Origin of the sequence: Frateuria sp. (genome assembly GCF_035943815.1) — a bacterium.
Taxonomy (GTDB): Bacteria; Pseudomonadota; Gammaproteobacteria; order Xanthomonadales; family Rhodanobacteraceae; genus Frateuria_A.
Window position 1 is genome coordinate 121,291 of sequence record NZ_DASZBU010000012.1, and the last position, 23,119, is coordinate 144,409.

A 23,119-nucleotide genomic window follows, 5' to 3' on the forward strand; every position below is an offset into this window, starting at 1 on the left:
ACAGGCGCTTTTTTTTTTGACTTCACGTCGGAGGCGCGATGAAGCCCGGCCGTCTGCTTGTCCTCCTGTTCCAGGTCGCGTTCCTGCTGGCGTCGGGCGCGGCCCCGGTCCTGGCCGCCGATCCGAGCTTCCAGTTCACCGCCACGGCGAAGGATTTCGGCAGCTACTTCCCGAGCTACCTTGCCAACGGCTACTTCTCCACCATGACCTCGCCGCGCGGCACCGAGCCCAATGCCGCGTACATGGTCGCCTTCATGGACTACAAGCCGGGCGACATCTCGCGTCCGGCGGCCATTCCCGGCTGGAGCGAGATCGACTACAACCCCGGCGGCGGCTGGCTCAACCGCACGCGGCTGGACGCGGGCATCTTCCAGGGCTACGCGCAGACGCTGGACATGCACGACGCCACGCTGAGCACGCGCTACCGTTTCGCCTACGCGAACAAGGCCAGCGACATCCAGGTGGTCAGCTTCGTCAGCCAGGCTTCCGCGCACCTTGCCGCGACACGCATCAGCATCACGCCGCAGTTCGACGGCAAGGTGCAGCTGAGCTTTCCGCTCAGGCTGTGGTCCGAACATGCGCCGCGCTTCCCGATCGGCAGCATGGAAGGCGAGCAGATGATCGCTGCGGTGATCGCCAGCGGCCAGAACCTGGACAACAAGCCGGTCCCCACGCCCGACCGCGCGCCGGTCTGGTATCCGGGCTATACGCAGGTGCTCTCGACCGCCGGTGACACCAAGGCCCTCACGTTGCAGCTCAAGGGCAGGGCACAACAGGGCCTGGGCATGGCCGAGGCGGCGGCTCTCGCGCTGCCCGAAGGCCTCGAGCCGGACGAAGTGAAGCTCGAGCGGACGCCCACGAAGCTTTCGCTGGAGATCACCGCCACCCTGAAGAAAGGGAGGCGCTACGATTTCACCAAGTACATGGCGCTCACGCGCGACGGCTGGGGGAACGACGAGAACGCGCTCGCGCTGGCGACCGCCGCGCGCAAGCGCGGCTTCGCCCGCCTGCTGGCCGAGCACCAGGCCGCCTGGCACACGCTCTGGCAGTCAGACATCGTGGTCGATGGCGACCCGGCCGTGCAGAAGGCCGTGCATTCGGATCTCTACTACCTGCTGTCCAACTCCACGGTCGGCACCGCCTGGCCGATGGGCGCCTGCGCGCTCACCCCCAACTACGCCGGGCACGCCTTCTGGGACAGCGATTCCTGGGTGTTCCCCGCGCTGCTGCTGTTGCACCCGGAGCGCGCCAGGCCGATCGTGGCGTTCCGTGCGCGTACCACCGAACCGGCCCGCGCCCGCGCGCGCCAGTACGGCGTGGCCGGCACCATGTACCCGTGGGAGGCCGATCCGCAGACCGGCGTCGATGTCACGCCGCACTTCGCCTGGGAGGTCTACCGCGAGGTCCACGTCAATGCCGACATCGCCATCGCGCAATGGCAGTACTACCTGGCCACCGGCGACACGCAATGGCTGAAGACGCAGGCCTGGCCGGTGCTGCAGGGCATCGCCACCTTCTGGACCAGCCGCGTCACCTACGACCAGGCGCACGACCGCTACGAGATCCACCACGTCACCTCGCCCGACGAGGCCTACAACGACGTGCCGAACGACTCCTTCACCAATGCCGCCGCGCGCAAGGCGCTCGAGATCGCGGTGAAGGCCGCGCGCCTGGTCGGCGCCCAGGCCGATCCGCGCTGGAGCGAGATCGCGTCCAGGATGTACATCCCCTTCGACGAGGCCGAGCAGCGGCACCTGGACTTCGACAAGTCGGTGCCGCACGACAAGATCACCTGGATGGGGTCCTCGCTGGCCTGGCTGATGTATCCCAACCTGGACCTGGCGATGACGCCGCAGGTGCGCCGCAACGACTTCGACTTCCAGCTGCAGGCGCTGAAGAGCCACGGCGACGATCCGAACGAGATGATGATGGTGATGCTGGCCGTCGGCGCCGCGGAGCTCGGCGACGCCGGGGCGGCTGGCGACTGGATCAATCGCAATCTGGTCGGGTTCCTCAAACCCCCGTTCAACGTGCGCACGGAAACGGCGGCCAACAACGCCGGCTACATCCTGGCCACCTCCGCCGGCTTCCTGCAGAGCATGCTGTACGGCCTCACCGGGCTGCGCATCGACGACCAGGGCCTGAGCGAGAAGTACGCTCCAGTGTTGCCGCCGGGCTGGAAAGGGCTGACGCTCAAGGGCGTGCATTTCCGCGGGCAACGCTACGACATCCGGGTCGAGCGCGCTGCCGACGGCAAGGCCCGCCTGCAGCGCACGGCGGCGCCATGAAACCCGCTTGGCGCCGGCTGGCTCATCTGGCGGCCGGCCTGGTGCTGGCCGCCGCCGCGGCGATGCCTGCGGCGGCGGCCACGTCATCCGCGCCTGCCACCGATCCGAGCTTCCTCCTAACCGCCACCGCCCGCGACTTCCCGGACTATTTCCCCACCCAGCTGGGCAACGGCTACGTCGGGACGCTGAGCGCACCGCGGGGTACCGAAGGCAACCTGGCCTACATGGTCGCCTTCATGGATTACGCCAAGGGCGACATCTCACGGCCGGCCGCCGTGCCAGGCTGGAGCGGCATCGACTACAGCACAGGCAACTCGGCGGCTGGGCATTTCTGGCTCAATCAGGTCGCGCTCGATCCGGCCGTGTTCCAGGACTACAGGCAGACCCTCGACCTGCACGACGGCACGCTCACCACGCGCTACCGCTACGACGACCATGGCCGCGCCACGCGCATCGAGGTCGTTTCGCTGGTGAGCCAGGCCGCGCCGCACCTGGCCGCCGTGCAGCTGTCGATCACGCCGGAGTTCGACGGCGAGGTGGAGCTGTCCTTTCCGCTGGACCTGTGGGCGCCGCACCAGCCGCGCTTCGAACTCGCCAGGCTCACCGGCGAGCAGATGCAGGAGGCGGTGGCAGCGAACAACCTCAAGCTGCAGGCGATTCCCCCGGCCACGCCGGACCGCGCGCCGCTGTGGTACCACGGCGACGTCCACGTGCTCGCTGCCGATGGCGACGCGCACGCGCTCACGCTGTGGCTGGACGGGCGTGCCGAACAGGGCCTGGCGATGGGCGAGGCGGTCGCGGTCGCGCTGCCGGCGGGCCTCACGCCCACCGACGCACGCGTCTATCGCAGCCCGTGGCGGCTTTCGCTGGAACTGAAGGTGAAGCTGCGCAAGGGCCGCACCTACACCTTCGGCAAGTTCGTCGCGCTGTCGCGCGAAGGCTGGGGCGGCGATGCCAGGGCCGACCTGGCGCTCGCGACGGCTGCGCGCAAGGACGGCTTCGATCGCCTGCGCGGCGCTCACGAGGCCGCGTGGCACGCGCTGTGGCGTTCGGACATCCGCATCGAGGGCGATCCGCAGATGCAGCGCATCGTCCATTCGGACCTGTACTACCTGCTGTCCAACACCACGCCCGGCACGGCGTGGCCGAGCGGCGCCTGCGGCCTGACGCCGGGTTACGCGGGGCACGTGTTCTGGGACAACGACACCTGGGTGTTTCCGGCCTTGCTGCTGTTGCATCCGCAGCGGGCGCGCTCGCTGGTGGACTTCCGCAGCCGCACGCTGCCGGCCGCCGAGGCGCGCGCAAGGGCGCACGGCCTGCGCGGGGCGATGTATCCGTGGGAGTCAGACCCCGAGCGGGGCACCGAGCAGACGCCGCACATGGCCTACGTGCTGGGCGAGCGCGAGATCCACGTCGACGCCGACGTCGCCATCGCGCAATGGCAGTACTGGCTGGCCAGCGGCGACAAGGCCTGGTTGCGCGAGCACGGCTGGCCGGTGATCCGCGCAGCGGCCGATTTCTGGGCCAGCCGCGCCGCCTGGGTGCCCGTGCACAAGCGCTACGAGATCCTGCACGTCACCTCGGTGGACGAGGACTACAACGACGTGCCCAACGACACCTTCACCAACGTGTCCGCGCGCAAGGCCTTGCGACTGGCGGCGCAGGCGGCGGCCGTGCTCGGCGAGCCGGCCGATCCGAAGTGGGCACAAGTCGCGGACGGGCTCTACGTCCCGTTCGATGCGAAGAGCGGTCATCACCTGGACTTCGACCCCTCGGTGCCGCACGACGTCGATTCCTGGGGCGGCAGTTCGCTGCCGATGCTGGCCTATCCCTCGCTCGACCTGCCGATGGACGCCGGCGTGCGCCGGCGCGACTACGACTACGCGATGGCGCCTATCACGCAGTCGCACCGCGACCCCAACAGCATGGGCCTGGCGCCGATGGCGATCTACGCCGCGACGATGGGCGACGCGGCCGCGGCGAACGCGTGGTTCCAGCGCAACCGCAATGCCGGCGTGCTGCAGCCGCCGTTCAACGTGCGCACCGAGACGCCGAACAACAACACGGGCTATTTCGTTACCGCCGCCGGCGGCCTGCTGCAGACCCTGGCTTACGGCTTCACCGGCCTGCGCCTGCAGCCGGACGGGCTGGTGCAGGCCTACCCGCCGGTGCTGCCGCCCGCGTGGCAGTCATTCACGCTGACGCACGTCGCCTTGCGCGGTGCCTACTACGACATCCGCGTGGGCCGCGACCGCGAGGGCAAGGCCGTGCTTACGCGCCGGCCCGTGGAAGGCTCGCCATGAAAAGAGGCATCCTGCTGTTTCCCTTGCTGCTGGCCTGCCTGTCCGTCCTGGCATCGGGCGCCCATGGCCAGGCCGGCGTAAAACCCGACGGCACGGTGACGGCCTCCTCGGTCGTGATCCCGTACTCATCCTTGGCCTCGCCGCAGGCGCGGGCCTTCTTCCCCAAGATGCTCGCAGCCGGGGCCAAGGCGCCGCCCATCGATGCGCCGATCGAACAGAGCCGGCGCTTCTACGATCGCCTCAACAGCGATCGCGTCGCTCGCATGCGCAAGCTCTATCCGGTCACCGTTCGCCACGAGACCATCGCCGGCGTCGGCGCCGACGTGGTGCTGCCTGCGCAAGGCGTTAGCGCGGCCAACCGCCATCGCGTGCTGATCAACCTGCACGGCGGCGCATTCCTGTGGGGCGCGGGCAGCGGTGGGCTGGTCGAGGCGATCCCGATCGCCAGCCTGGGACATATCGAGGTGATCACGCTGGACTACCGGCAAGCCCCGGAACACGTCTTTCCCGCGGCCAGCGAAGACGTAGAGGCGGTCTACCGCGAACTGCTCAAGCGCTACCAACCGAAACAGATCGGTATCTACGGCTGCTCCGCCGGCGGCGCCCTGACCGGCGAGGCCGTGGCCCGTTTCATTGTGGACAAGCTGCCGGTGCCCGGCGCGATCGGCACCTTCTGCGCCTCGCTGGTCGCCAGCGGCGGCGACAGCGCCTACGTCGGGCCGCTGCTCAACGGACAAGGCGTGCCGGCGCACGCGTTCGACCTGACGACGCTTCCGTATTTCCGCGGCGCGAAGGCGGACGACCCGATGGTGCAGCCGGGCCGATCCCCCGACCTGCTCAGGCGGTTCCCGCCAACCCTGCTGATCACCGGCACGCGCGACATGGCCATGAGCTCGGTCGTGCACAGCCAGGCACTGCTGGCACAGGCCGGCGTGGAGGCCGAGCTGCACGTCTGGGAAGGCATGTGGCACTCGTTCTTCTCCGATCCCGAGCTGCCGAATCGCAGCAGGCCTACCGCACCATCGTGGCGTTCTTCGACCGCCACCTAGCCCCATCGCAAGAGGAAGCCCATCCATGAAGACCCGCCCGCGGATCGTTTTCCTGCTCGGCGCCACGGCGCTCGTCCTTTCCTCCGTTGCCGGCGCCGCGACACCCGATCCGGCCAAGACACAGGCCTACATCCACAAGGCCTGGGACACGCTCACGCGTTCGCTGGACGACTGTTCGGCGCTGCACGATCCGAAGATGGACGCGCGCCCGGTGCTCTATCTGCCGGCCGGGCTCCCCAGGCCCGAAGGCATCGACAAGGTGGCGCAGCGTTGCAAGGTCGAGGTGCGCACGCTGCCCCGGCGCATCACGCGCCTGGGCGAACTGATGCCCGCGGCGCTTCCGGCCGAAGGGCTGCTCTACCTGCCCAAGCCCTATGTGGTGCCCGGCGGCCAGTTCAACGAGATGTACGGCTGGGACAGCTATTTCATCCAGCTCGGCCTGCTGGCCGACCAGCGCGACGCGCTGGCGCGCGACATGACCGACAACGCGCTGTTCGAGGTCGAGCACTACGGCGGCGTGCTCAATGCCAACCGCACCTATTACCTCACCCGTTCGCAGCCACCGTTCCTGAGCCGCATGGTCTCCGACGTGCTGGCCGCGCCCGGCGCCTTCAAGGACGAGGCCGAACGCCACGCCTGGCTGGTCCATGCCTATCCGCTGGTGGTGTCCAACTACCGGATCTGGACGCGCCCCGAACACCTCGCGGGCGACACGGGGCTTTCGCGCTATTTCGACCTGGGGCAGGGGCCGGTGCCGGAGATGCACGGCAGCGCCTACTACCGTGGCGTGATCGAGTGGGTGCTGGCCCATCCCGGGAAGGGCTCCGGCTACCTGGTCAAGGCCTCCGAGCATCCGGACGCCGCCGAGGCGGCCAAGCTCAAGGCCGGCAGTTGCGACATCGCCGCATCCGAGGTCTGTGCAGGCGCCTGGGCCAAGGGCTACCGGCTGAGCGCCGATTACTACCTGGGCGACCGCGCCATGCGCGAGTCGGGCTTCGACACCAACTTCCATTTCGGCCCCTACGGCGGCGCCACGCACCACTACGCCGGCGTGGGCCTGAACAGCCTGCTCTACCGCTACGAGCGCGACCTGCACGATCTTGCCCTGCAGCTGGGCAAGGTGGCCGAGGCGCAGCAGTGGGCCGACGCCGCGGCGCGTCGCAAGGCGGCGATGGACAAGTATCTGTGGCAGCCAGGCCGCGGCATGTACGTGGACTACGACTTCGTCGCCGGCAAGCCGTCGAGCGGGCCCTACGTCACCACCTACTGGCCGCTGTGGGCGGGGCTGGCCTCGAAGGAGCAGGCGGCCGCGCTGGCCGGGAAGCTGACGGTGTTCGAGCGCAAGGGCGGCCTGTCGATGGACGATGCGAGCAGCGGCGCGCAGTGGGACGAGCCCTTCGGCTGGGCGCCGACCAACTGGCTGGCGATCTCCGGTCTGGACAGCTACGGCTTCCACCAGGACGCACAACACCTGGCGCGCAAGTTCATGGCCACCGTGGAGACCGGTTTCGCCCACGACGGCACCATCCGCGAGAAATACAACATGGTGCTGGGCAACGCGGACGTCAAAGTGACCGCCGGCTACACCACCAACGTGATCGGCTTCGGCTGGACCAACGCGGCCTATCTGAAGCTGCACCAGTTGCTGGAGGGGGCGAAGGCGCCCGCCGCGGCGCGGGACACCCGGGCGCCCATGTCGCATTGAGCGTGTCGTATCGAGCGTGGGGTTCACGGGCGAGGGCCGGCGGCTGCGTTATCCTTGCCGGCCTTTTCGCCCGGACACCCCAAGGAATCCCATGGCCATCAACGTCACGTTCGACACCAACCGCGGCCCGATCCACCTGCGCCTGCACGAAGAAAAGGCGCCGGTCACGGTCGCGAGTTTCGTCAATCTCGCACGCAGGGGCTACTACGACGGGCTGTCGTTCCACCGCGTGATCAACGATTTCATGATCCAGGGCGGTTGCCCGCTCGGCACCGGCACCGGCGGCCCGGGCTACAAGTTCGAGGATGAATTCCATCCCTCGCTGCGCCACGACAAGCCGGGCGTGCTGTCGATGGCCAATGCCGGCCCGCGCACCAACGGCAGCCAGTTCTTCATCACCCACGGCCCGACCCCGTGGCTGGACGGCAAGCACAGCGTGTTCGGCGAGGTGGTCGGCGGCGACGACCAGAAGGTGGTCAACGCGATCCGCCAGGGCGACATCATCGAGAAAGTCACCGTCGAGGGCGACGTCGACGCGCTGCTGGCCGCCCAGGCCGACCGCGTCAAGGAATGGAACGAGAAGCTCGACCAGCGCGGCTGAGCGACAGCCCTGCCTGATCTACTCCCTCTCCCCCGGCTCTGCCGGGGGAGAGGGCTGAGGGGGGAGGCCGTTCGCCTTGGCTCTTGCAGCCAACAGAGCAAAGAACCAAGGCCTCCCCCTCACCCAAACCCTCTCCCCCGGGCTGCGCCCGGGGGAGAGGGAGCTTTTCGCTCGCGTGCTAAAATCCTCCGGTTGCCTCACCCCCACACCCCGAGGAAGCCATGCCCCAGCTCGCCCAGCGTGTCGGCCGCGCCAAACCCAGCGCGATCATGGTCATCGCCGAGAAGGCCAAGCAGTTGAAGGCGCAGGGGAGGGACATCATCAGCTTCTCCATCGGCGTGCCCAACTTCCTGCCCGGCGAGCACGTCTACGCCGCCGCGCGCGGGTCGCTTGAGCGGGACTCGGGCCAGTACGGCAGCAACCGCGGCGCCGAGCCGCTGCTGGATGCCTTCCTGAAGCACATCGAGGCGCTGGGCTTCTCCGGCTACGGCCGCATGAACCTCTCCATCGGCATCGGCGCCAAGCAGGTGCTGTACAACCTGGCCGAGGCGCTGCTCGACGAAGGCGACGAGATCTGCTTCGCCGCGCCGTACTGGACCACCTACCGCGACATCGCCGACATCGTCGGCGCGAAGATCAACGTGCTGCCGTGCCCATCCACGCAGAACTACAAGCTCGCGCCGGCGCAGCTTGAAGAGGCGCTCAAGCGCAAGCCGAAGGTGTTCCTGTTCAACAACCCGTCCAACCCGACGGGCATGGTCTACACGCGCGATGAGATCGCCGCGCTGGCCGACGTGCTGGCGCGCTACCCGGACACCTGGATCGTCACCGACGACATCTACAACTCGATGGTGTTCGACGGGATCGGCTACCACAACTTCGTGTTCGCGCGTCCGGAGCTGCGGGAGCGGCTGGTGTTCGTCGATTCGGTGTCCAAGACCTACGGCATGCCGGGTTGGCGCGTGGGGCTGCTGGCGGGGCCCGAATCGGTGGCCAAGGCGGTCACCACGCTCAACTCCAACCACATCACGAGCATCCCCGAGGTGATCACCGCCGCGGCGGTCGCCGCCTTCAGCGGCCCGCAGGACGTGCCGCAGGCCAAGTGCGCCGAGTTCGCGGCCAAGCGCGATGTGGTAATCGCCGCGCTGCGCGCGATTCCCGGCGTGGTCTGCCCGCGCCCGCAGGGGGCGTTCTACGCGTTCCCGGACATTTCCGTCGCCTTCGGCAAGCACCACAACGGCACGCCGATCCACAGCGACGTGGACGTCTGCGCGGCATTGCTCGAAGCCAAGGGCGTGGCCTGCGTGCCGGGCTCGGCCTTCGGCGAGCCGCGTTCGCTGCGGATCTCCTACACCTGCCCGACCGCCCAGCTGGAGCCGGGCCTGAAGCGCATCCAGGAATTCTTCGCCGAACTTCAGTAACAGCGGGAATCGCCCGTCCGAATCCCTAATTTCGAATCCCTAATTTCGAATCCCGAATCACGGAGACAAATGATGAAAGCCCCCGTCCGAGTTGCCGTCACCGGCGCCGCTGGCCAGATCGGCTACGCGCTCCTGTTCCGCATCGCCGCCGGCGACATGCTGGGCAAGGACCAGCCGGTGATCCTGCATCTGCTGGAGATCACCCCGGCACTGCCCGCGCTGCAGGGCGTGGTGATGGAGCTCAACGACTGCGCGTTCCCGACGCTCGCCGGCGTGGTCGCCACGGACGACGTCAACGTCGCCTTCAAGGACGTCGACTTCGCGCTGCTGGTCGGTGCCCGCCCGCGCGGTCCGGGCATGGAGCGCAAGGACCTGCTGGAGGCCAACGGCGCCATCTTCGGCCCGCAGGGCAAGGCGCTGAACGATCACGCCAAGCGCGACGTGAAGGTGCTGGTGGTCGGCAACCCGGCCAATACTAATGCGCTGATCGCCCAGCAGAATGCGCCGGACCTGGACCCGAAGTGCTTCACCGCGATGGTGCGCCTGGACCACAACCGCGCGCTCTCGCAACTGGCGGAGAAGACCGGCAAGCACACCACGCAGATCAAGAAGGTCACCATCTGGGGCAACCACAGCTCCACCCAGTATCCGGACCTGCACCATGCCACCGTGGACGGCAAGCCGGCGCTGTCGCTGGTCGACCAGACCTGGTACCAGAACGACTTCATCCCGACCGTGCAGCAGCGCGGCGCGGCCATCATCAAGGCCCGCGGCGCCTCGTCGGCCGCCTCCGCCGCCTCGGCTGCGATCGACCACATGCGTTCGTGGGCGCTGGGCACGGCAGAGGGCGACTGGGTCTCGATGGGCATCCCGTCGGACGGTTCCTACGGCATCGCCCCGGGCGTGATCTATGGTTACCCCGTGACCTGCAAGGATGGCAAGTACGCGATCGTGCAGGGCCTGGAAGTCAACGATTTCTCGCGCACCCGCATGGATGCCACCGACAAGGAACTGCGCGAAGAGCGCGGCGGCGTCGAGCACCTGTTCGCGAAGAAGTAAGCCATCTGTGATGGTCGGAGAGGGCGGCCAGGGGCCGCCCTTTTTCTTGGCCGCGCGTTGCTTCCAGGAGCTGTCGCACGCGGGCATGGCCAGGATTCTCGCAAGCCTTGAACCATCACCCCAGCCCCGCCTCCCCGGTGAGTTCACTGGCCCCCGGCACCGGCGGCGACGGTGATGTTCTGCCGCGTCAGCGCGCGCCCGAGTGCATCGCTGGCCACCAGCCGGTATCGGCCCGGCCGCAGATACAGTTCACTGGCTTCCAGGCCAGCGGTGGGCCGCAGACCGGCATCGCCGCGCACGTAGCTCGGTCGCGGGTCGAGGGCGAGGCGGTCGGCAGGGATCGCATCGCCGCCTTCACCGGCATAGCGCGCCTCGACCAGGCACGGATACGTGCCGTGGCAGACCTCGTCGCCGTGCACGACGTAGCGCTTGCGCAGACCGCCCAGGTCCAGCCAGGTCGGCCTCCCGCGCTGCACGACCTGCGGCGGGAAGAACACGCTTACGTCGTAACCGGCGCGCAGGGTCCAGGGTGTGCCGTCGTCGCGCATGAACACCAGCGGTCGGGTGGGCGAAAGCGCGTGCATGACGGCGGCGTACCACGGATGGTCGTGCGCCGGGTCCGGATGCGGGACCAGCACGACCTGATCGACCGTGAGCGGGTCGATGCCGCTGAGTTCATGGAAGTACTCGGCCATCGAGCGCCCGCCCAGGTAGACGCCGCTCTCCTGGATGTGCCCGTAGCCGGCGTCGAGCACCAGCCGCGCCCCCGGATTGCGCTGGAAGACGCGCTCGTAGAGGTTGTGCGCCTGCCGGCTTTCGCGCGCGTCGCCGCCGACCTCCTGCTGCGCTTCGTAGGCGACCACGCGATAGCCGAGCTTCAGCGCGGTGCGCACCATCTCCGCGCAGATCGGTTCCTCGGTGTAGAAGCCGGTGCCTTCCACCGGGTAGCCGCGCGTGGCCAGCTTGTCGTCGCTGGCGTAGAGGGTTTCGGCGGCGAAAGTATCGAAGCCTTCGGCGCGCAGCCTGGCCAGCAGCTGGACAGTGAGGGTGCGGGTGAGCGGCAGGTGGTGCGCCTCGTTGAAGAACACCGCCTGGCGGCCGCGCGCCAGTTCCGCGATCGCGTCGATGGCCGGGCGCGGCCGCGCCGGCTCATCCAGTGGCGAGGGATTGTCGCCCGGTTGCAGCAGCTCCTGGATCGAGAAGTTGGCCGCCGCGTTCGGGTAGTCGCCGATGAAGGTCTCGTACCAGCTCAGGTACTGGCCGATGATCACGTGAAAGGCCGGGTTGGCGTCGCCGACCGATGCCGCCGCGACCATGGTTTCGTAGCGCCCGAGCATGTCCTTGTGGGTGTTGGCCTGGCGCATGATCCCGTCGGCCTTGTCGGCGGCCCGCAGCTGCATGGCCTGCCACTGGGCGGGCGTGGGCGACGGCGGCGCCTGCTTGGGCATGGCGCCGGCGGCACAGCCGGACAGCAGGCAGGCGGCGAGGCAGACGACGGGTGTCCAGGGACCAGGCATCGCGGATGCTCCAGTGCGGCACGAGCCGGAGTCTGCGCCGATCCGGTGCGGGTGCAACCGTGCTGGACGTCACCCGCCGTCAGGCCTGCCGCATCAGGGGGCGAGCGGACGCACCCGGAACGCCAGGCTGATCCGTGGACCCATCGGCGCGCGCTGCTTGGGGATGCCGTGGTCGTAGTGGAACTGGCTCGAGTAATCCATCAGCAGCAGGCTGCCCGCTTCCAGGTCCAGGTGCAGCACGCGCCGGGGAGGGCGCTTGGCGCGGATCACCATCTCGCGCGTGGCGCCCAGCGAGAGCAGCGCGATCGACTGGCCCTGCACCAGGTCTTCCAGCTTGTCGTTGTGCGGCGCCACGCTGTCGCGCTCGTCGCGGTAGAGGTTCAGGCCCACGCTGGTGAAGGGCGCGTCCACCGCGCCGCGCACGGCCACGAGCGCTTCGCGCAACGGCGCGGGCAGGGCAGGATCGTCGAGGTCGAAGTGCGCGCGCAGCCGCGGCACGTCCACCTCGCGCTCGTACATCAGGCGGCGCCCGCCGCGCCAGGCGATGGATTCGAACAGTTGCTCGAACCAAGCCTGCGCGGTGGCGGCGGACACCAGCTCCGGGGTGTAGACGACCTTGCCGCTCGCGTCGTCGAACAACACCCGCGGGCCCGGGCCGAACAGTGAGAACTGCGCCATGGCGGCCTCAGTCCGGCTCCAGGTTGGCGCGCTCGATCGCGCGGCGCCGGGCGCGCCAGGTCTCGGTGGTCTGCGGCTTGATGAACAGCGAGGTGACCTCGGCGTGCCGCGACTTGATCGCCTGTTCGATGCGGTTGATGCACTCCTCGATCTGCGGCGTGGTCAAACCGTCCTCGAATTCGGCGCTGAGCGCGGCCACCACCGTATGCGGCCCCATCTGCACGGTGAGCACGCCGTTGACGTGGCCCACGCCCGGATCGGCGGCGGCGATCTCCAGCAGCGAATCGCGCAACTTCGGATGCGCCGGCTCGCCGATGAGCAGGCCCTTGCTCTCGCGCGCGAGCAGGCCCGCGGCCACCGCCAGCACCACGGCGATGCCGATCGAGGCGGCGCCGTCGAGCCGGGGCATGTCCAGCGCCTGGGCACAGGCCACGCCGGCAAACGCGATCAGCAGGCCGATCAGCGCGGCCGAATCCTCCAGCAGCACGGTGAAGGTGCTCGGGTCCTTGCTCTTGCGGAAGGCCTCGAAGTAGCCCATCGCGCCCTTCACCGAGCGGAACTCGCGCACCGCGAGATACCAGGAGCCGCCTTCGAACATCATCGACACGCCCAGCACGAGGTAGTTGATCAGCGGGTCGCTCATCGGCTCGGGTCGGTGCAGGTGGCCCACGCCTTCGAACAGCGACACGCCCGCGCCCAGCGCGAACACCAGCAGGGCCACGATGAAGCTCCAGAAATACAGCTCGCGACCATGGCCGAACGGATGGATCGCATCCGGCGGTTTGGACGCGCGATGCATGCCGTAGAGCAGCAGCAGCTCGTTGGCCGTGTCCACCAGCGAATGCACGCCTTCGCTGAGCATCGCCGAGCTGCCGGAAAAGTCGGCCGCGACGAACTTGGCCACGGCGATCGCCAGGTTGCCGGCCAGCGCGGCATAGACGACCCGGCGCGGGTTCGACGAGGCCACGGCTCAGGCTTCCACGTAGCGCCGCTGGCACAGCTCGCAGAAGAAGCTGCGCCGGTTCGTGCGGCCCAGGTAGGCGCGGTGGAACTTCACGTGGTCGCGCGGGCAGATGCTCCGGTTGTGCGCCAGCCAGTGCTTGCGCAGCACGAAGGCGCGCTTCCATTGGAGGAACTCGAAGCTGTACTGGCGCGCCTGTTGCACCAGCTCGCCGAGCTTGCGCGCCGGCAGCGCACCGATGGTGGAAAGCGGATGCGTGCGGATGCGGAACAACACCTCGTTCTTGATGATGTTGCCCACGCCCGCGAACACGGTCTGGTCCAGCAGCGCGTCGCAGGCCAGCGTGTCGGGCATGGCGCGCAGGCGCTTGCGGGCGAGCGCCGGATCCCAGGCGTCGGACATCACGTCGGTGCGCCAGTCGTAGAGCTCGTCCAGGTCGCCTTCCAGCAGGCGCACCGAGCAGGTGTAGAAGTTGAGCTCGCCCTCGTCGAAGACCAGGCGAAGGCGTGGCGGGGCATCCTTGCGCTCGTCGATGCGGTAGCTGCCGAACATCAGCAGATGGATGCGGACGGTGACGTCGGGCAGCTCGATCAGGAACTGCTTGCCGAAGCTGCGGAAGGCGGCCACCTGCTGGCCGGCGAGCCGATCCATGTCGATCTTCGCGTTCCCTTCCGCGCGGCGAATCGTGCGGCCGGTGAAGGGCGCCGCCTCCGTGCGCAGGATGACGATCGAAGGGCCTTCGGGCATGGGTCGTCCGTCGTGGCTGACTGGCCGCATTCTGGGCGGGGCCCGGGCATGGGCAGGTGAACGAGGCCAACTAGCGCCGTGACGCCGGTCTTTCCCGTTCCACGCGGAGAAGGCTTCCGCAGGATGAAAGGGGTCGCTTACGCCTCGGCTTCCAACATCCGCTTCAGCAAAAGCGCGTTCCCCGTCGCATGCCCCAGCGTGGTGTTGTCGAAGATGCACCACCCCTCCGGTGCTCGCCGCAGCCTCTCGGCCACCCGTTCGAGCACCTGCGGCGCATACGCGTCGTAGTACATCCGCGGCGAGCCGTGCAGCCTCAGGTAGACCCGGCTGCGATCGCCGCCGGGCAGCGCGGCACGCGGCACGCGCGCAGGGTCGGCGGCCACGCGCGCGACGTGCAGCTGGCGCAACGCACGATCGACGCCCGCGCGGAACCAGGACGGATGTCGCGGCTCGCACGCCAGAGCGCCCGTGTAGCGACGGCGCAGTTGCTCGAAGAAGGGCAGCGCCACCGACGAGTCGAAGGCCAGGCTGGGAGGCAGCTGCAGCAGCAGCCAGCCGAGCTTGCCGCGCAGTTCACCTACCTGTTCGAGGAACGCGGCGACCGCCTCGTCGCAGTCGCGCAGCCGGCACTCGTGGCTGATCGCCTTGGGCATCTTGGCGGCGAAACGGAAATGCGCCGGTACGCTGTCCGCCCAGCGGCGCCAGGTCGCCGGGCGATGCGGCCGGTAGAAGCTGGAGTTGATCTCCACGCAGTCGAACACCTGCGCGTAGCGCTCCAGCGAGCTGCCATCGGGTGGGAAAGCGCTGGCATGCGCCTTGGGAACCGACCAGCCGGCGCTGCCGACGTGGATCCCGTCCATCGCCTTCCTACGCTCGGGATGGACGGGTTTGCCCAACGTCACCGATTCCCGGGCCGTGTCACTTGGCCGGCTTGCGGAAGCGGTACATGAACTGATCGGTGTGGCCACGGATCGACTTGTCGAACACCTTGATGGTGTGCGGATCGGCCGGATTGCGCAGCGCGCTGCTCTGGCCGTCGAACACGAAGCCCGCCGATTCGACCTGCTGCTTGACGATGGCCGGGTCGATGCGGTGCAGCGTGTCGGTGTCGCTCATGCCCGAGCCGGACGGCGCCACGTGGTCGATCACCACGAACACGCCGCCGGGCTTGAGCGCCCTGAAGACCTGCTTGTCCAGCGCCACCGGGTCGACGTGGCCCATGAACTTGTCCGGGTAGTCGTGGTAGTTCTGCGAGGTGAACACCACGTCGACCGATTCGGGCGCACTGAGCTGCGCGGCCGGCTGAGTGAGCACGCTGACGTTGGCGTAGTGCGGCTGCTTGGCGAGCTTGCGCAGGTTGGCCACGTCCGACGCGGACTCGGCGGCGTACTCGTTGGGCCACAGCGCGTAGACGTGGCCATGGGGACCGACCACCCCGCTGAACACGCGGGTGAAGTAGCCGCTGCCGGGAATCAGCTCGAGCACCTTGTCGCCTGGCTTGACCTGGGCGAAGGCCATCACCTGCGCGATCTTGCGTCGGGCGTCGTCGGTACGGTCGGCCTGACGCGCCGGATCGTCGATGGCCGCGGTGAGATAGGGCGGCTGCGCCTGGTGCCCGACGTTGCGGGCGGAAGGCGCGGCGTGGGCGAAGGCGGTGGGCAGAGCGAGGGCTATCGTCGCGGCGAGGACGAGTGTGCGCATGTCAGGCTCCTACGGGGTGGGGCTGCGATTGTGCGCCCCCGCGGCACCGCGGAGGGCGTGACCTTCGGCAGGTATGCCATATGCCAATCACGCGAACGAGCCCGGCACGGGCCAGGCTCGGATCGTTCCACCTGCCGTGGCCATCCCTGGCCGGCCCGCATCCGTGCCTTCTGTTGGTGCCGCAGGCGCGTCAGTGCGCGCCGCCCGAGGAGTTGGGCCGGGTCGAGGTCGGGGCCGGCATCGCCGCCGTCGAGGAGGGCGGCGGCATGGTGGCCGGCGGCGTCATGGCGGTCGAGCCGCTGGGCGGCGTCGTGGCCGGCGTGGTCGCCGGGGTGGTGCTCGGCGTGGTGGCTGGCGCAGTCGCCGGGGTCGCGGCACCGGTCTGGCCAGTCTCGTCGTTGGCGTGGCGGTTGCACGCGGTCAGTGCGAACGAGGAAGCCAGCAGCAGGCTCCAGCACAACAGGCGGATCTTCATGGCAGTCTCCTTCGGGGTAATGGGTCAGTGCGGCCGGGACACGCTGCGGGTGACGTCGTTCTGCAGCGAACGGGCGTCCGAACGCTCAAGGTCGGCCAGCGCGACGATGCCGCACAGCGCACCCTTGCCGTCGACCACCGGGATGCGCCGCACCTGCTGGCGTTGCATCAGCCGGGCGCATTCCTCCACGGTGGCGTCTTCCTGGATGGTGACCGGTGGCGCGGTCATGCAGTCCTGCACGCGCACTTCCAGCGGATTGCGGCCGGCCGCGAGCGTGCGCACGACGATGTCGCGGTCGGTGATCACGCCGATCGGGTGCCGGTCCAGGTCGACCACCGGAAGCTCACCGACGTCCTCGTCGCGCATGGCCCGGGCCACTTCCTCCAGCAGCGAAGTGGCCAGGCAGAACTTGGGATTGCGGGTCATCAGGCGGTCGAGATCCATGGGGCCTCCGGCGGCGGTCGGCGGGAACGCATGGGATGTTCCTCGCGCACGGTTGAACACGGTGTCGGTGGACCATGAAAGAGGCGTGCAAGGCTGGTGTGCGGGTTGCCTCATGCTCATCTGTGCGGGCCGCCGGCCGGGAAATCAGGTCAGCACGGTGGGCTGGTCGAACGGCAGCGGCGTGGCGCCGGCGCGAACGAGCGCCGGCTCGGCGCGCGCGAGCAGTTCCTTGTCGGCATCGAGCACGACCAGGATGCGGCCGGCCTCGATCTCGTCCTCGAACTTGCGCCGCACCGGATCGGGCACCGAGGCGCCGACCATCGCGCTGGTCCAGCCGCCGGTGAGCGCGCCGGCGATGGCCAGTCCTGCCACGCCTGCCAGGGTGATGCCGACGGGCGGGATCGCCACCGCCACCAGCCCGGCCAGCAGCCCGGTGGCGCCGCCGCCGATCACGCCACGTACGGCGGCGGGGTAGAAATCGCTGCCGGCTTCCTTGTGCTGCTCCGGCGCTGCTTCCAGTTCGATGTCCGAGCGGGCGATCAGCGAGATGTCCTGCTCGGGTACGCCGGCGGCTCGGGCGGCCTGCATGACCGCCCTGGCCGTCGGCAGGTCGGGGGTGCTCAACACGTGGCGGGTTTTCATGGCGCTCCTGGCGGTCGGCGGGCGCGGTGCCCGGCGCAATCGTTGTGGAGCGCGGGTTGGCGGAGCGTCGCCTGCGGGTGTCCATGGTGTGAGGGGCGCCGTACCATGGCCGCCATGAACGCGTTTCCCGATGACCCGCCGCCGGTGCCGCCCGCGGAACCGGATCCAGGCGATTGCTGCGGCGAGGGCTGCGTCAATTGCGTGCTCGACCGCTACGACGCGGCGATGGAGCGTTACCGCGCGGCGTTGGCCGCATGGCGGGCGCGCCATCCCGGCGCACCGCGGGCTTGATCCCGTGGATTCCAACGGCCGTTACATTTTTCGCCCGCGCGACCGATAAGCCATGGAGCCGCCCTCGCGGGCGGCGACGGCGGCCGCCGCAGCGACCGCCGCCGCATGGGGGCTGCAAGGGGGACGCATGGTCGAGCGGGGGACACGTTGGGCGCGCAGCCTGCTGCTCGCGTCGCCGTGCGCCCTGCTTTACTGGGTGAACATCCCCTACCGCGCGGGCTTCTTCGGCATCCGCGTCAACGCCTCGCTGGTTCATCTGCACTTTGGCTATCTGCTGGCGCTGGCGATGCTCTATCGCGACCGGCTGCCGTTGCGCCTGGGCGTGCTGGCCATGGCGTGCATGTGGCTGGCCGTGGTGCAGGCCGGGCATCCGCCACCGGCGGCCTACCTGTTCGGCGTGTGCTCCGCTGCGGGCACCTACGGCCTGTTGCGCCTGGCCGCGCGGCGGATGGGCTGGCCGCGCGCCGGCCGGCCGTTCGGCGTGGCCGACGTGTCCGGCTTCGTGCTCTACGGGCTGGTGCTGCTGCCCCTGGCGATGGCCGTGGGCAACCTGCTGCTCGAGGCGGTGCTGGCCTGGCCGGTGCCCGACTGGCGCCTGCTCGCCAACGACCAGTTGCAGGTGCTGTTCGCCGAGCTGTTCGGCGTGCTGGTGCTGGCGCTGCCCATGCTGGTGCTCGCCACGCATGGCAACGGCCGTGCGCTCTGGTGGCGGGGCGTGCCGTGGCGATTGCTGGTGGTAGGCGTGCTGCTGCCGCTGGGCCTGCTGCAGTGGGCGCCGCGGATGGGCCCGTATCCGGACATGCTGCCGGGGGTGCTGCTGGACAACCGCCTGCTGATCGCCGCGGCGCTGGTGTGGGCGGCTCTGCACCTGCGCCCGCGCTGGAGCATGCCATTGCTGGTGCTGGTGCAACTGCTGTTCGCCGTCGGCCTGGCGCGGCATGCCAGCGAGACGGTGCGCCTGCCGGACGAGTTCGGCCTGCTGCGCACCGCGCTGGAGTGCGCCGTGCTGCAGCTGCTGGTGGTGCTGGTGATGCTCTACGGCAACGAGCGCGAGGCGGCCGCCATCCGGCACGAGCGCGACAGCCTGACCGATCCGTTCACCGGCCTGCCCAACTTGGCGGCGCTGCGCCGCCGCTGCGCGCCCGAACCGCCCGTGCTGGGACTGTTGCTGCTGGACCGCACCGAAAAGATCACCGCCTGCCTGGGCCTGATCGCGCAGGCGGCGTTGATGCGCTGGGTCGCCGGGCGCCTGCGTGGCGTGGCCGAGGTCTACTGCATCGGCACCGGGCAACTGGTGCTGGCCAGCGCCGATCCTCACGGCACGGTGGACTGGGACCAGGCGCTGGAACGGCTGCACCAATCCGACTTCACCTGGGGCGGCCAGCGCGTGCGCGTGCTGCCCTACCTCGGCGTGGTGGCCGCGGGCGACAGCCTGGACGAGCGCCTGCAGGCCGCCTCGCAGGCGGCCATCGAAGCCAAGCAGCGCGGCGAGATGCACTGGCTGCGCGCGGAGCAGGAAACCGGCGGGGGCGGCGATGCCCGGCTTTCGCGGCAACGTGGCCTGTCGCTCTTGAGCGTGGTGTTCTCGCGCATCCGTGCCGGCGAGGTCGAGCTCTGGTTCCAGCCGATCGCGCCGCTGGCCGCGGGCCTGACCCGCGCGCTCAGCGGCGAGGTGCTCTGCCGCCTGCGCGATGACGCCGGTCGCCTGCTGCTGCCCGGCCAGTTCATGCCCGAACTGCAGGAGGACGGGCGCATGGCCGAACTGGACCTGGCCGTGCTGCGCCGGCTCGGCCGCTGGATGGACGAGCAGCGCGCGCGGCTGCCGCCGATCGGCTACTTCAGCGTCAACATCGCCGGGCAGTCGCTGGCCTCGCGCGGGTTCGCCACCGAGCTGCTGGCGCTGGTCGACGGCCTGGCGCTGCCCGCGCGCCAGCTGTGCTTCGAGATCACCGAGACCGCGGCGATCACCCACGCGCAGGATTCGGCGCGGCTGTTCGCGCAACTGCGCGAGCGCGGTTGCCACCTCGCCATCGACGACTTCGGCATGGGCTACCAGTCCTTCGACCGGCTCAAGCAGATCCCGGCGGACCTGATCAAGATCGACGGAAGCTTCGTGCGCGACATGCGCCACTCGCCGCGCGACCTGGAGCTGGTGCGCGCCTCGGTGCAGGTGGCCCGCGCCTTCGGCGCGCAGACCGCGGCCGAGTTCGTGGAGGATGCGGTCACCGCCGGGCTGCTGCGCGGCCTGCAGGTGGACTGGATGCAGGGCGACCACGTCGGTCGCGCCGCGCCGATCGACCGGGTGCTGCAGCAGGGCGCCGGCGCGTTCCGGATGGTCGGTGACGGCGCGTAGGCGGTCGCGTCCTCACAACCGGTTGCCGCCGCGGCTGCCAGGCTTGCGCCGTTCCCCCCGCCGGCCTTGCGTCATGCCTTCCCGCACCTTGCCCGTGATGATCGCCGGTGCCGGTCCCACCGGGCTGGCGGCGGCCCTGCTGCTGGCCCGGCGCGGTGTGACGGTACGCATCGTCGACAAGGCGCCGGCGCCAAGCCGCACGTCCAAGGCGCTGGCCGTCAACCCGCGCACGCAGGAACTGCTGGAGGACAGCGGAGTCACCCGGCGCATGCTCGCCGAGGGCTGGGCGGTCCGCGGCGTCACCCTCCACCGGGACGGGCATGACGAACTGGCCGTGCCGCTCTCGCCGCTGCTGGATACCGACCGCTCGCTGCTCTCGCTGCCGCAATCGCGCACCGAGGCCCTGCTGGCCGAGGTGCTGCAGGGGCAGGGCGTGACGGTCGAGCGCGGCGTGAAACTGGACAGCCTGACCCAGGCCGACGACGCCGTGGACCTGGGGCTGGTGCATCCGGACGGCAGCGTCGAGCGGACGCGGGCGGCGATCCTGTTCGGCGCCGATGGCGCGCACAGCACGGTGCGCCAGGCGCTCGGCCTGGCCTTCCCCGGCGACGAGCTGCCCGAACCCTGGCAGCTGTGGGACCTGCGCCTCGCCACGCCGCTGGACCCGGATCGCGTGCACCTGATGTTGCTGCCCGATGGCTTCCTGTTCGCGTTGCGTGTGCAAGGCGACCTGTGGCGCGTGATCGGCAACGGCACAGCTCCGCTGTCCGCGCTGCCGGCCGGCACCGTCTGCGGCGAAGTGGCGTGGCAGTCCCACTTCCACATCGCCCATCGGGTCGCCGAGCGTGCCGGCGTGGGCCGCGTGCTGCTCGGCGGCGACGCGGCGCACATCCACTCGCCGCTAGGCGCACGCGGCATGAACCTGGGGATAGAGGACGCCTACGTGTTCGCCGACTGCGCCGCCGACGCGCTGGCCGGGCAGCGCTCGCGCCTGGTCAACTACGCGCAGCTGCGCCACCCGGTGCATCGGCAAGTTGTTCGCCGCATCGAGGCGCTGACCCGCCTGATGCGCGGCCAGCCGGCCGCGCTGCGGGAGCTGCGCAACGCGCTGGTGCCGCGGCTGATGCACTTCGGGCCGGCGCGGCGGCAATTCCTGCGCGTGGCCGGCGGGCTGGATCACCCGGTGCGGACGCGTTGCTGAGGCGGATGGACGTCCAAACGTGCACTGGCCAGCAACTTGTCCGCCTCTTGCGTTGATCGGCCCGGCACGGCCCTGTAGATTCCCGGGGCCTGCCATGGTCGAGGGGGAATCGCGATGAAGAAGTTCGCATGGGTCGCCGGGAGCGCCATGTTGCTGGCCGCCTGCGGAGGCTCGCAGGACGTGCGTGTGCCGGTCGCGCTGGGAAACCTGGTGCTGCCCTCCTCGGCGCCCTGGCTGCAGGTGGACCAGCAGGCCAAGGACGTGGAAGTGCGCGGCCTGGACCAATCGATCACGCTGACCCCCGCGCCGCCGGTGTCCGAAGTGCTGCAGGCGCGCCTGCGCCATGCGCTGCAACCGGTGTACTTCACCGACCTGGTGGTCCACTGCGAGCAGGTGTTCACCGAGATGCGCGTGGACGCCGACGCCACGCCGCCCAAGGTCACGCTGGAGCTGGGCACGCGCTGCACCATCAACGCGCGCGGGCTGGTCTCCAACCACGCCTACCACGTGCAGCCCTCGCTGCCGGCGCCGGCCGGCGGCGACTACGCCAAGGCCTTCGCCTCGCTGCTGGCCACCGGCGCGGACGATATCGCCGCGCAGTTGCGCGCCGACGTGCAGGCCGGCATCCAGCGGCGTTGATCGGGTTTCAGGCCTGCCCCGGCGCGAACTGCCGGCGCAGGTCGTGCTGTCCGCGCAGCATCACCGGCGCCGGATAGAGCGTCGGCCAGGTGCCGGCATAGTCCAGCTCCGGATCGAGCAGGCCGCGCTCGGCAAGCATCTGCACCATGGCCAGCGCATCGGCGCAGGCAAGGGACTTGCCCAGCGCCGAGGCGGGCGGCGCCTGCTCGTCCACCCGCTCCATCAGAGCGCCGATCACGTTGGAGGGCATCTCCCAGTGGCGCACCGCGCGCAGTGAGAGCCGCGCGCCGATGCGCATGCAGCCGGCCAGGAACGGGGGCGAGAATGGCCCCAGCGACGGCGGCGCCTCCTGGTCGAGCAGGCGCACGATCGCGCCGGTGCCGGTATGGCAGACCATGCCGGCGAGGAACGCCTCGAACGGATCGCAGCCGCCATGGCGGCCCAGGAACGCCGCCGCATGCGCACAGCGTTCGGCGTGCTCCCACAGCAGCGGGCCGGCCATGTGCCCGTGCATGCCGGCGCTGGCCTGCAGGATCGGCTTCATCACGTGCTGGGTGGCCACCCGGCGCAGGCTGTCGCGGCCGAGCAGCACGACCGCGTGCTGCAGGCTGTGGATCGGCTGCGCGGTGCGGAAATGCGCGCTGCCGGCCACGCGCATAACCTCGCCCACCAGCACCGGATCGCGGCCGATCATGGCCGCCAGCTGGTTGCCGCCGAGGTTGTCGTTCTTGAGCGCGCGCAGCAGTTGCGGCAGCACGCTGGGCAGGCGCGGCAGGCCGCCCACGTCGAAGCGTTCGCCGATGGCTTCCAGCCGCCGCAGGGTGGCCTGCTCGGCAGCGCTCGCGGTGGCTGCGTCGTCGGCCGCCTTGGGAAGGCCGAGCACGAAACGGTGGAAACGGTCGGCCACCACGGCCAGCGGCGGCCCCGCATCGCGCGCCGCCGGGGCGGCCGCGACCACTGCCAACGGCGGCGCCGGGGCAGGGCGGGGTGGTGCTGTCCGTGCGGCGAAGAGCCGCCGCCACAAGGCTCTCATCCTGGTACAGA

21 protein-coding genes are annotated in these 23,119 nt (G+C 69.7%); 11 read left to right on the forward strand and 10 right to left on the reverse strand.

What is annotated here, in order from left to right; all coding sequences use genetic code 11:
* The first annotated feature begins 38 nt into the window (after nucleotides 1-38).
* The 7 genes from VGU65_RS08005 to VGU65_RS08035 all read left to right on the forward strand — a co-directional run bounded on the left by VGU65_RS08005 (nucleotide 39) and on the right by VGU65_RS08035 (nucleotide 10,426).
* Nucleotides 39-2,288, forward strand: a complete 2,250-nt coding sequence (locus VGU65_RS08005) for a glycosyl hydrolase family 95 catalytic domain-containing protein (RefSeq protein WP_327474465.1) — start codon at nucleotides 39-41, stop codon at nucleotides 2,286-2,288.
* Nucleotides 2,285-4,591, forward strand: a complete 2,307-nt coding sequence (locus VGU65_RS08010; protein WP_327474467.1) for a glycoside hydrolase family 65 protein — start codon at nucleotides 2,285-2,287, stop codon at nucleotides 4,589-4,591. The genes VGU65_RS08005 and VGU65_RS08010 overlap by 4 nt, the downstream gene beginning before the upstream one ends.
* A complete protein-coding gene (locus VGU65_RS08015; RefSeq protein WP_327474469.1) occupies nucleotides 4,588-5,640 on the forward strand; it encodes a GCSAG motif subfamily hormone-sensitive lipase in 1,053 nt (350 codons plus the stop codon). Before VGU65_RS08010 ends, VGU65_RS08015 begins: the two co-directional genes overlap by 4 nt.
* A gap of 25 nt (nucleotides 5,641-5,665) precedes the next feature.
* Entirely contained in the window at nucleotides 5,666-7,345 is a 1,680-nt protein-coding gene (locus VGU65_RS08020; protein ID WP_327474471.1) for a trehalase family glycosidase, read from the forward strand.
* Nucleotides 7,346-7,436: 91 nt separating this feature from the next.
* Nucleotides 7,437-7,946, forward strand: coding sequence for a peptidylprolyl isomerase (locus VGU65_RS08025; protein WP_327474473.1), 510 nt, complete (start codon nucleotides 7,437-7,439; stop codon nucleotides 7,944-7,946).
* A gap of 221 nt (nucleotides 7,947-8,167) precedes the next feature.
* A complete protein-coding gene (locus tag VGU65_RS08030; RefSeq protein ID WP_327474475.1) occupies nucleotides 8,168-9,367 on the forward strand; it encodes an aminotransferase class I/II-fold pyridoxal phosphate-dependent enzyme in 1,200 nt (399 codons plus the stop codon).
* Between the two features lie 72 nt (nucleotides 9,368-9,439).
* Nucleotides 9,440-10,426: a malate dehydrogenase gene (locus VGU65_RS08035; RefSeq protein WP_327474477.1), complete on the forward strand. Its 987-nt coding sequence runs from the start codon at nucleotides 9,440-9,442 to the stop codon at nucleotides 10,424-10,426.
* A gap of 143 nt (nucleotides 10,427-10,569) precedes the next feature.
* Here VGU65_RS08035 and VGU65_RS08040 read toward each other — a convergent pair whose 3' ends face one another.
* The 9 genes from VGU65_RS08040 to VGU65_RS08080 all read right to left on the reverse strand — a co-directional run bounded on the left by VGU65_RS08040 (nucleotide 10,570) and on the right by VGU65_RS08080 (nucleotide 17,591).
* A complete protein-coding gene (locus tag VGU65_RS08040; protein ID WP_327474478.1) occupies nucleotides 10,570-11,943 on the reverse strand; it encodes a hypothetical protein in 1,374 nt (457 codons plus the stop codon).
* Between the two features lie 93 nt (nucleotides 11,944-12,036).
* The gene (locus tag VGU65_RS08045; protein ID WP_327474479.1) at nucleotides 12,037-12,621 is read right to left on the reverse strand and encodes an alpha-ketoglutarate-dependent dioxygenase AlkB; all 585 of its coding nucleotides are present in this window, start codon (nucleotides 12,619-12,621) and stop codon (nucleotides 12,037-12,039) included.
* Between the two features lie 7 nt (nucleotides 12,622-12,628).
* On the reverse strand, nucleotides 12,629-13,588 hold the full coding sequence (locus tag VGU65_RS08050) for a cation diffusion facilitator family transporter (RefSeq protein WP_327474480.1): 960 nt from the start codon (nucleotides 13,586-13,588) through the stop codon (nucleotides 12,629-12,631).
* A 3-nt stretch (nucleotides 13,589-13,591) separates the two neighbouring features.
* Entirely contained in the window at nucleotides 13,592-14,329 is a 738-nt protein-coding gene (locus VGU65_RS08055; RefSeq protein ID WP_327474482.1) for a DNA-formamidopyrimidine glycosylase family protein, read from the reverse strand.
* Between the two features lie 137 nt (nucleotides 14,330-14,466).
* Nucleotides 14,467-15,189, reverse strand: coding sequence for a DUF72 domain-containing protein (locus VGU65_RS08060; protein ID WP_327474484.1), 723 nt, complete (start codon nucleotides 15,187-15,189; stop codon nucleotides 14,467-14,469).
* A 58-nt stretch (nucleotides 15,190-15,247) separates the two neighbouring features.
* Complete coding sequence (locus tag VGU65_RS08065; protein WP_327474486.1) at nucleotides 15,248-16,030, reverse strand: class I SAM-dependent methyltransferase; 783 nt, start codon at nucleotides 16,028-16,030, stop codon at nucleotides 15,248-15,250.
* A 190-nt stretch (nucleotides 16,031-16,220) separates the two neighbouring features.
* Nucleotides 16,221-16,505 (reverse strand): hypothetical protein, encoded by a 285-nt coding sequence (locus VGU65_RS08070; RefSeq protein WP_327474488.1) that lies wholly within the window; start codon nucleotides 16,503-16,505, stop codon nucleotides 16,221-16,223.
* Nucleotides 16,506-16,529: 24 nt separating this feature from the next.
* Nucleotides 16,530-16,949: a CBS domain-containing protein gene (locus tag VGU65_RS08075; RefSeq protein WP_327474489.1), complete on the reverse strand. Its 420-nt coding sequence runs from the start codon at nucleotides 16,947-16,949 to the stop codon at nucleotides 16,530-16,532.
* Nucleotides 16,950-17,093: 144 nt separating this feature from the next.
* Nucleotides 17,094-17,591, reverse strand: a complete 498-nt coding sequence (locus VGU65_RS08080; protein WP_327474491.1) for a hypothetical protein — start codon at nucleotides 17,589-17,591, stop codon at nucleotides 17,094-17,096.
* 114 nt (nucleotides 17,592-17,705) lie between these two features.
* On the opposite strand from VGU65_RS08080, the gene VGU65_RS08085 reads away from it, so the two are divergent.
* The 4 genes from VGU65_RS08085 (at nucleotide 17,706) to VGU65_RS08100 (ending at nucleotide 22,075) form a co-directional block, all read left to right on the forward strand.
* Nucleotides 17,706-17,882: an oxidoreductase-like domain-containing protein gene (locus tag VGU65_RS08085; protein ID WP_414655804.1), complete on the forward strand. Its 177-nt coding sequence runs from the start codon at nucleotides 17,706-17,708 to the stop codon at nucleotides 17,880-17,882.
* Between the two features lie 52 nt (nucleotides 17,883-17,934).
* Entirely contained in the window at nucleotides 17,935-20,235 is a 2,301-nt protein-coding gene (locus tag VGU65_RS08090; protein ID WP_327474495.1) for an EAL domain-containing protein, read from the forward strand.
* A gap of 73 nt (nucleotides 20,236-20,308) precedes the next feature.
* The gene (locus VGU65_RS08095; RefSeq protein ID WP_327474497.1) at nucleotides 20,309-21,436 is read left to right on the forward strand and encodes an FAD-dependent oxidoreductase; all 1,128 of its coding nucleotides are present in this window, start codon (nucleotides 20,309-20,311) and stop codon (nucleotides 21,434-21,436) included.
* Between the two features lie 114 nt (nucleotides 21,437-21,550).
* A complete protein-coding gene (locus tag VGU65_RS08100) occupies nucleotides 21,551-22,075 on the forward strand; it encodes a hypothetical protein (RefSeq protein ID WP_327474499.1) in 525 nt (174 codons plus the stop codon).
* A 7-nt stretch (nucleotides 22,076-22,082) separates the two neighbouring features.
* Here the strand turns inward: VGU65_RS08100 and VGU65_RS08105 are convergent, their stop codons facing one another.
* Nucleotides 22,083-23,033, reverse strand: a complete 951-nt coding sequence (locus VGU65_RS08105) for an HDOD domain-containing protein (protein WP_327474894.1) — start codon at nucleotides 23,031-23,033, stop codon at nucleotides 22,083-22,085.
* Between the last annotated feature and the right edge of the window lie 86 nt (nucleotides 23,034-23,119).

Bases quoted from the DNA above. Each gene is read 5' to 3' on its own strand.
- VGU65_RS08090 (WP_327474495.1), top strand. From the start codon at position 17,935: ATGGAGCCGCCCTCGCGGGCGGCGACGGCGGCCGCCGCAGCGACCGCC.
- VGU65_RS08035 (WP_327474477.1), top strand. From the start codon at position 9,440: ATGAAAGCCCCCGTCCGAGTTGCCGTCACCGGCGCCGCTGGCCAGATC.
- VGU65_RS08060 (WP_327474484.1), bottom strand. From the start codon at position 15,189: ATGGACGGGATCCACGTCGGCAGCGCCGGCTGGTCGGTTCCCAAGGCG.
- VGU65_RS08020 (WP_327474471.1), top strand. From the start codon at position 5,666: ATGAAGACCCGCCCGCGGATCGTTTTCCTGCTCGGCGCCACGGCGCTC.
- VGU65_RS08095 (WP_327474497.1), top strand. From the start codon at position 20,309: ATGCCTTCCCGCACCTTGCCCGTGATGATCGCCGGTGCCGGTCCCACC.
- VGU65_RS08080 (WP_327474491.1), bottom strand. From the start codon at position 17,591: ATGAAAACCCGCCACGTGTTGAGCACCCCCGACCTGCCGACGGCCAGG.
- VGU65_RS08030 (WP_327474475.1), top strand. From the start codon at position 8,168: ATGCCCCAGCTCGCCCAGCGTGTCGGCCGCGCCAAACCCAGCGCGATC.
- VGU65_RS08100 (WP_327474499.1), top strand. From the start codon at position 21,551: ATGAAGAAGTTCGCATGGGTCGCCGGGAGCGCCATGTTGCTGGCCGCC.
- VGU65_RS08005 (WP_327474465.1), top strand. From the start codon at position 39: ATGAAGCCCGGCCGTCTGCTTGTCCTCCTGTTCCAGGTCGCGTTCCTG.
- VGU65_RS08010 (WP_327474467.1), top strand. From the start codon at position 2,285: ATGAAACCCGCTTGGCGCCGGCTGGCTCATCTGGCGGCCGGCCTGGTG.
- VGU65_RS08075 (WP_327474489.1), bottom strand. From the start codon at position 16,949: ATGGATCTCGACCGCCTGATGACCCGCAATCCCAAGTTCTGCCTGGCC.
- VGU65_RS08065 (WP_327474486.1), bottom strand. From the start codon at position 16,030: ATGCGCACACTCGTCCTCGCCGCGACGATAGCCCTCGCTCTGCCCACC.
- VGU65_RS08070 (WP_327474488.1), bottom strand. From the start codon at position 16,505: ATGAAGATCCGCCTGTTGTGCTGGAGCCTGCTGCTGGCTTCCTCGTTC.
- VGU65_RS08085 (WP_414655804.1), top strand. From the start codon at position 17,706: ATGAACGCGTTTCCCGATGACCCGCCGCCGGTGCCGCCCGCGGAACCG.
- VGU65_RS08025 (WP_327474473.1), top strand. From the start codon at position 7,437: ATGGCCATCAACGTCACGTTCGACACCAACCGCGGCCCGATCCACCTG.
- VGU65_RS08045 (WP_327474479.1), bottom strand. From the start codon at position 12,621: ATGGCGCAGTTCTCACTGTTCGGCCCGGGCCCGCGGGTGTTGTTCGAC.
- VGU65_RS08015 (WP_327474469.1), top strand. From the start codon at position 4,588: ATGAAAAGAGGCATCCTGCTGTTTCCCTTGCTGCTGGCCTGCCTGTCC.
- VGU65_RS08040 (WP_327474478.1), bottom strand. From the start codon at position 11,943: ATGCCTGGTCCCTGGACACCCGTCGTCTGCCTCGCCGCCTGCCTGCTG.
- VGU65_RS08055 (WP_327474482.1), bottom strand. From the start codon at position 14,329: ATGCCCGAAGGCCCTTCGATCGTCATCCTGCGCACGGAGGCGGCGCCC.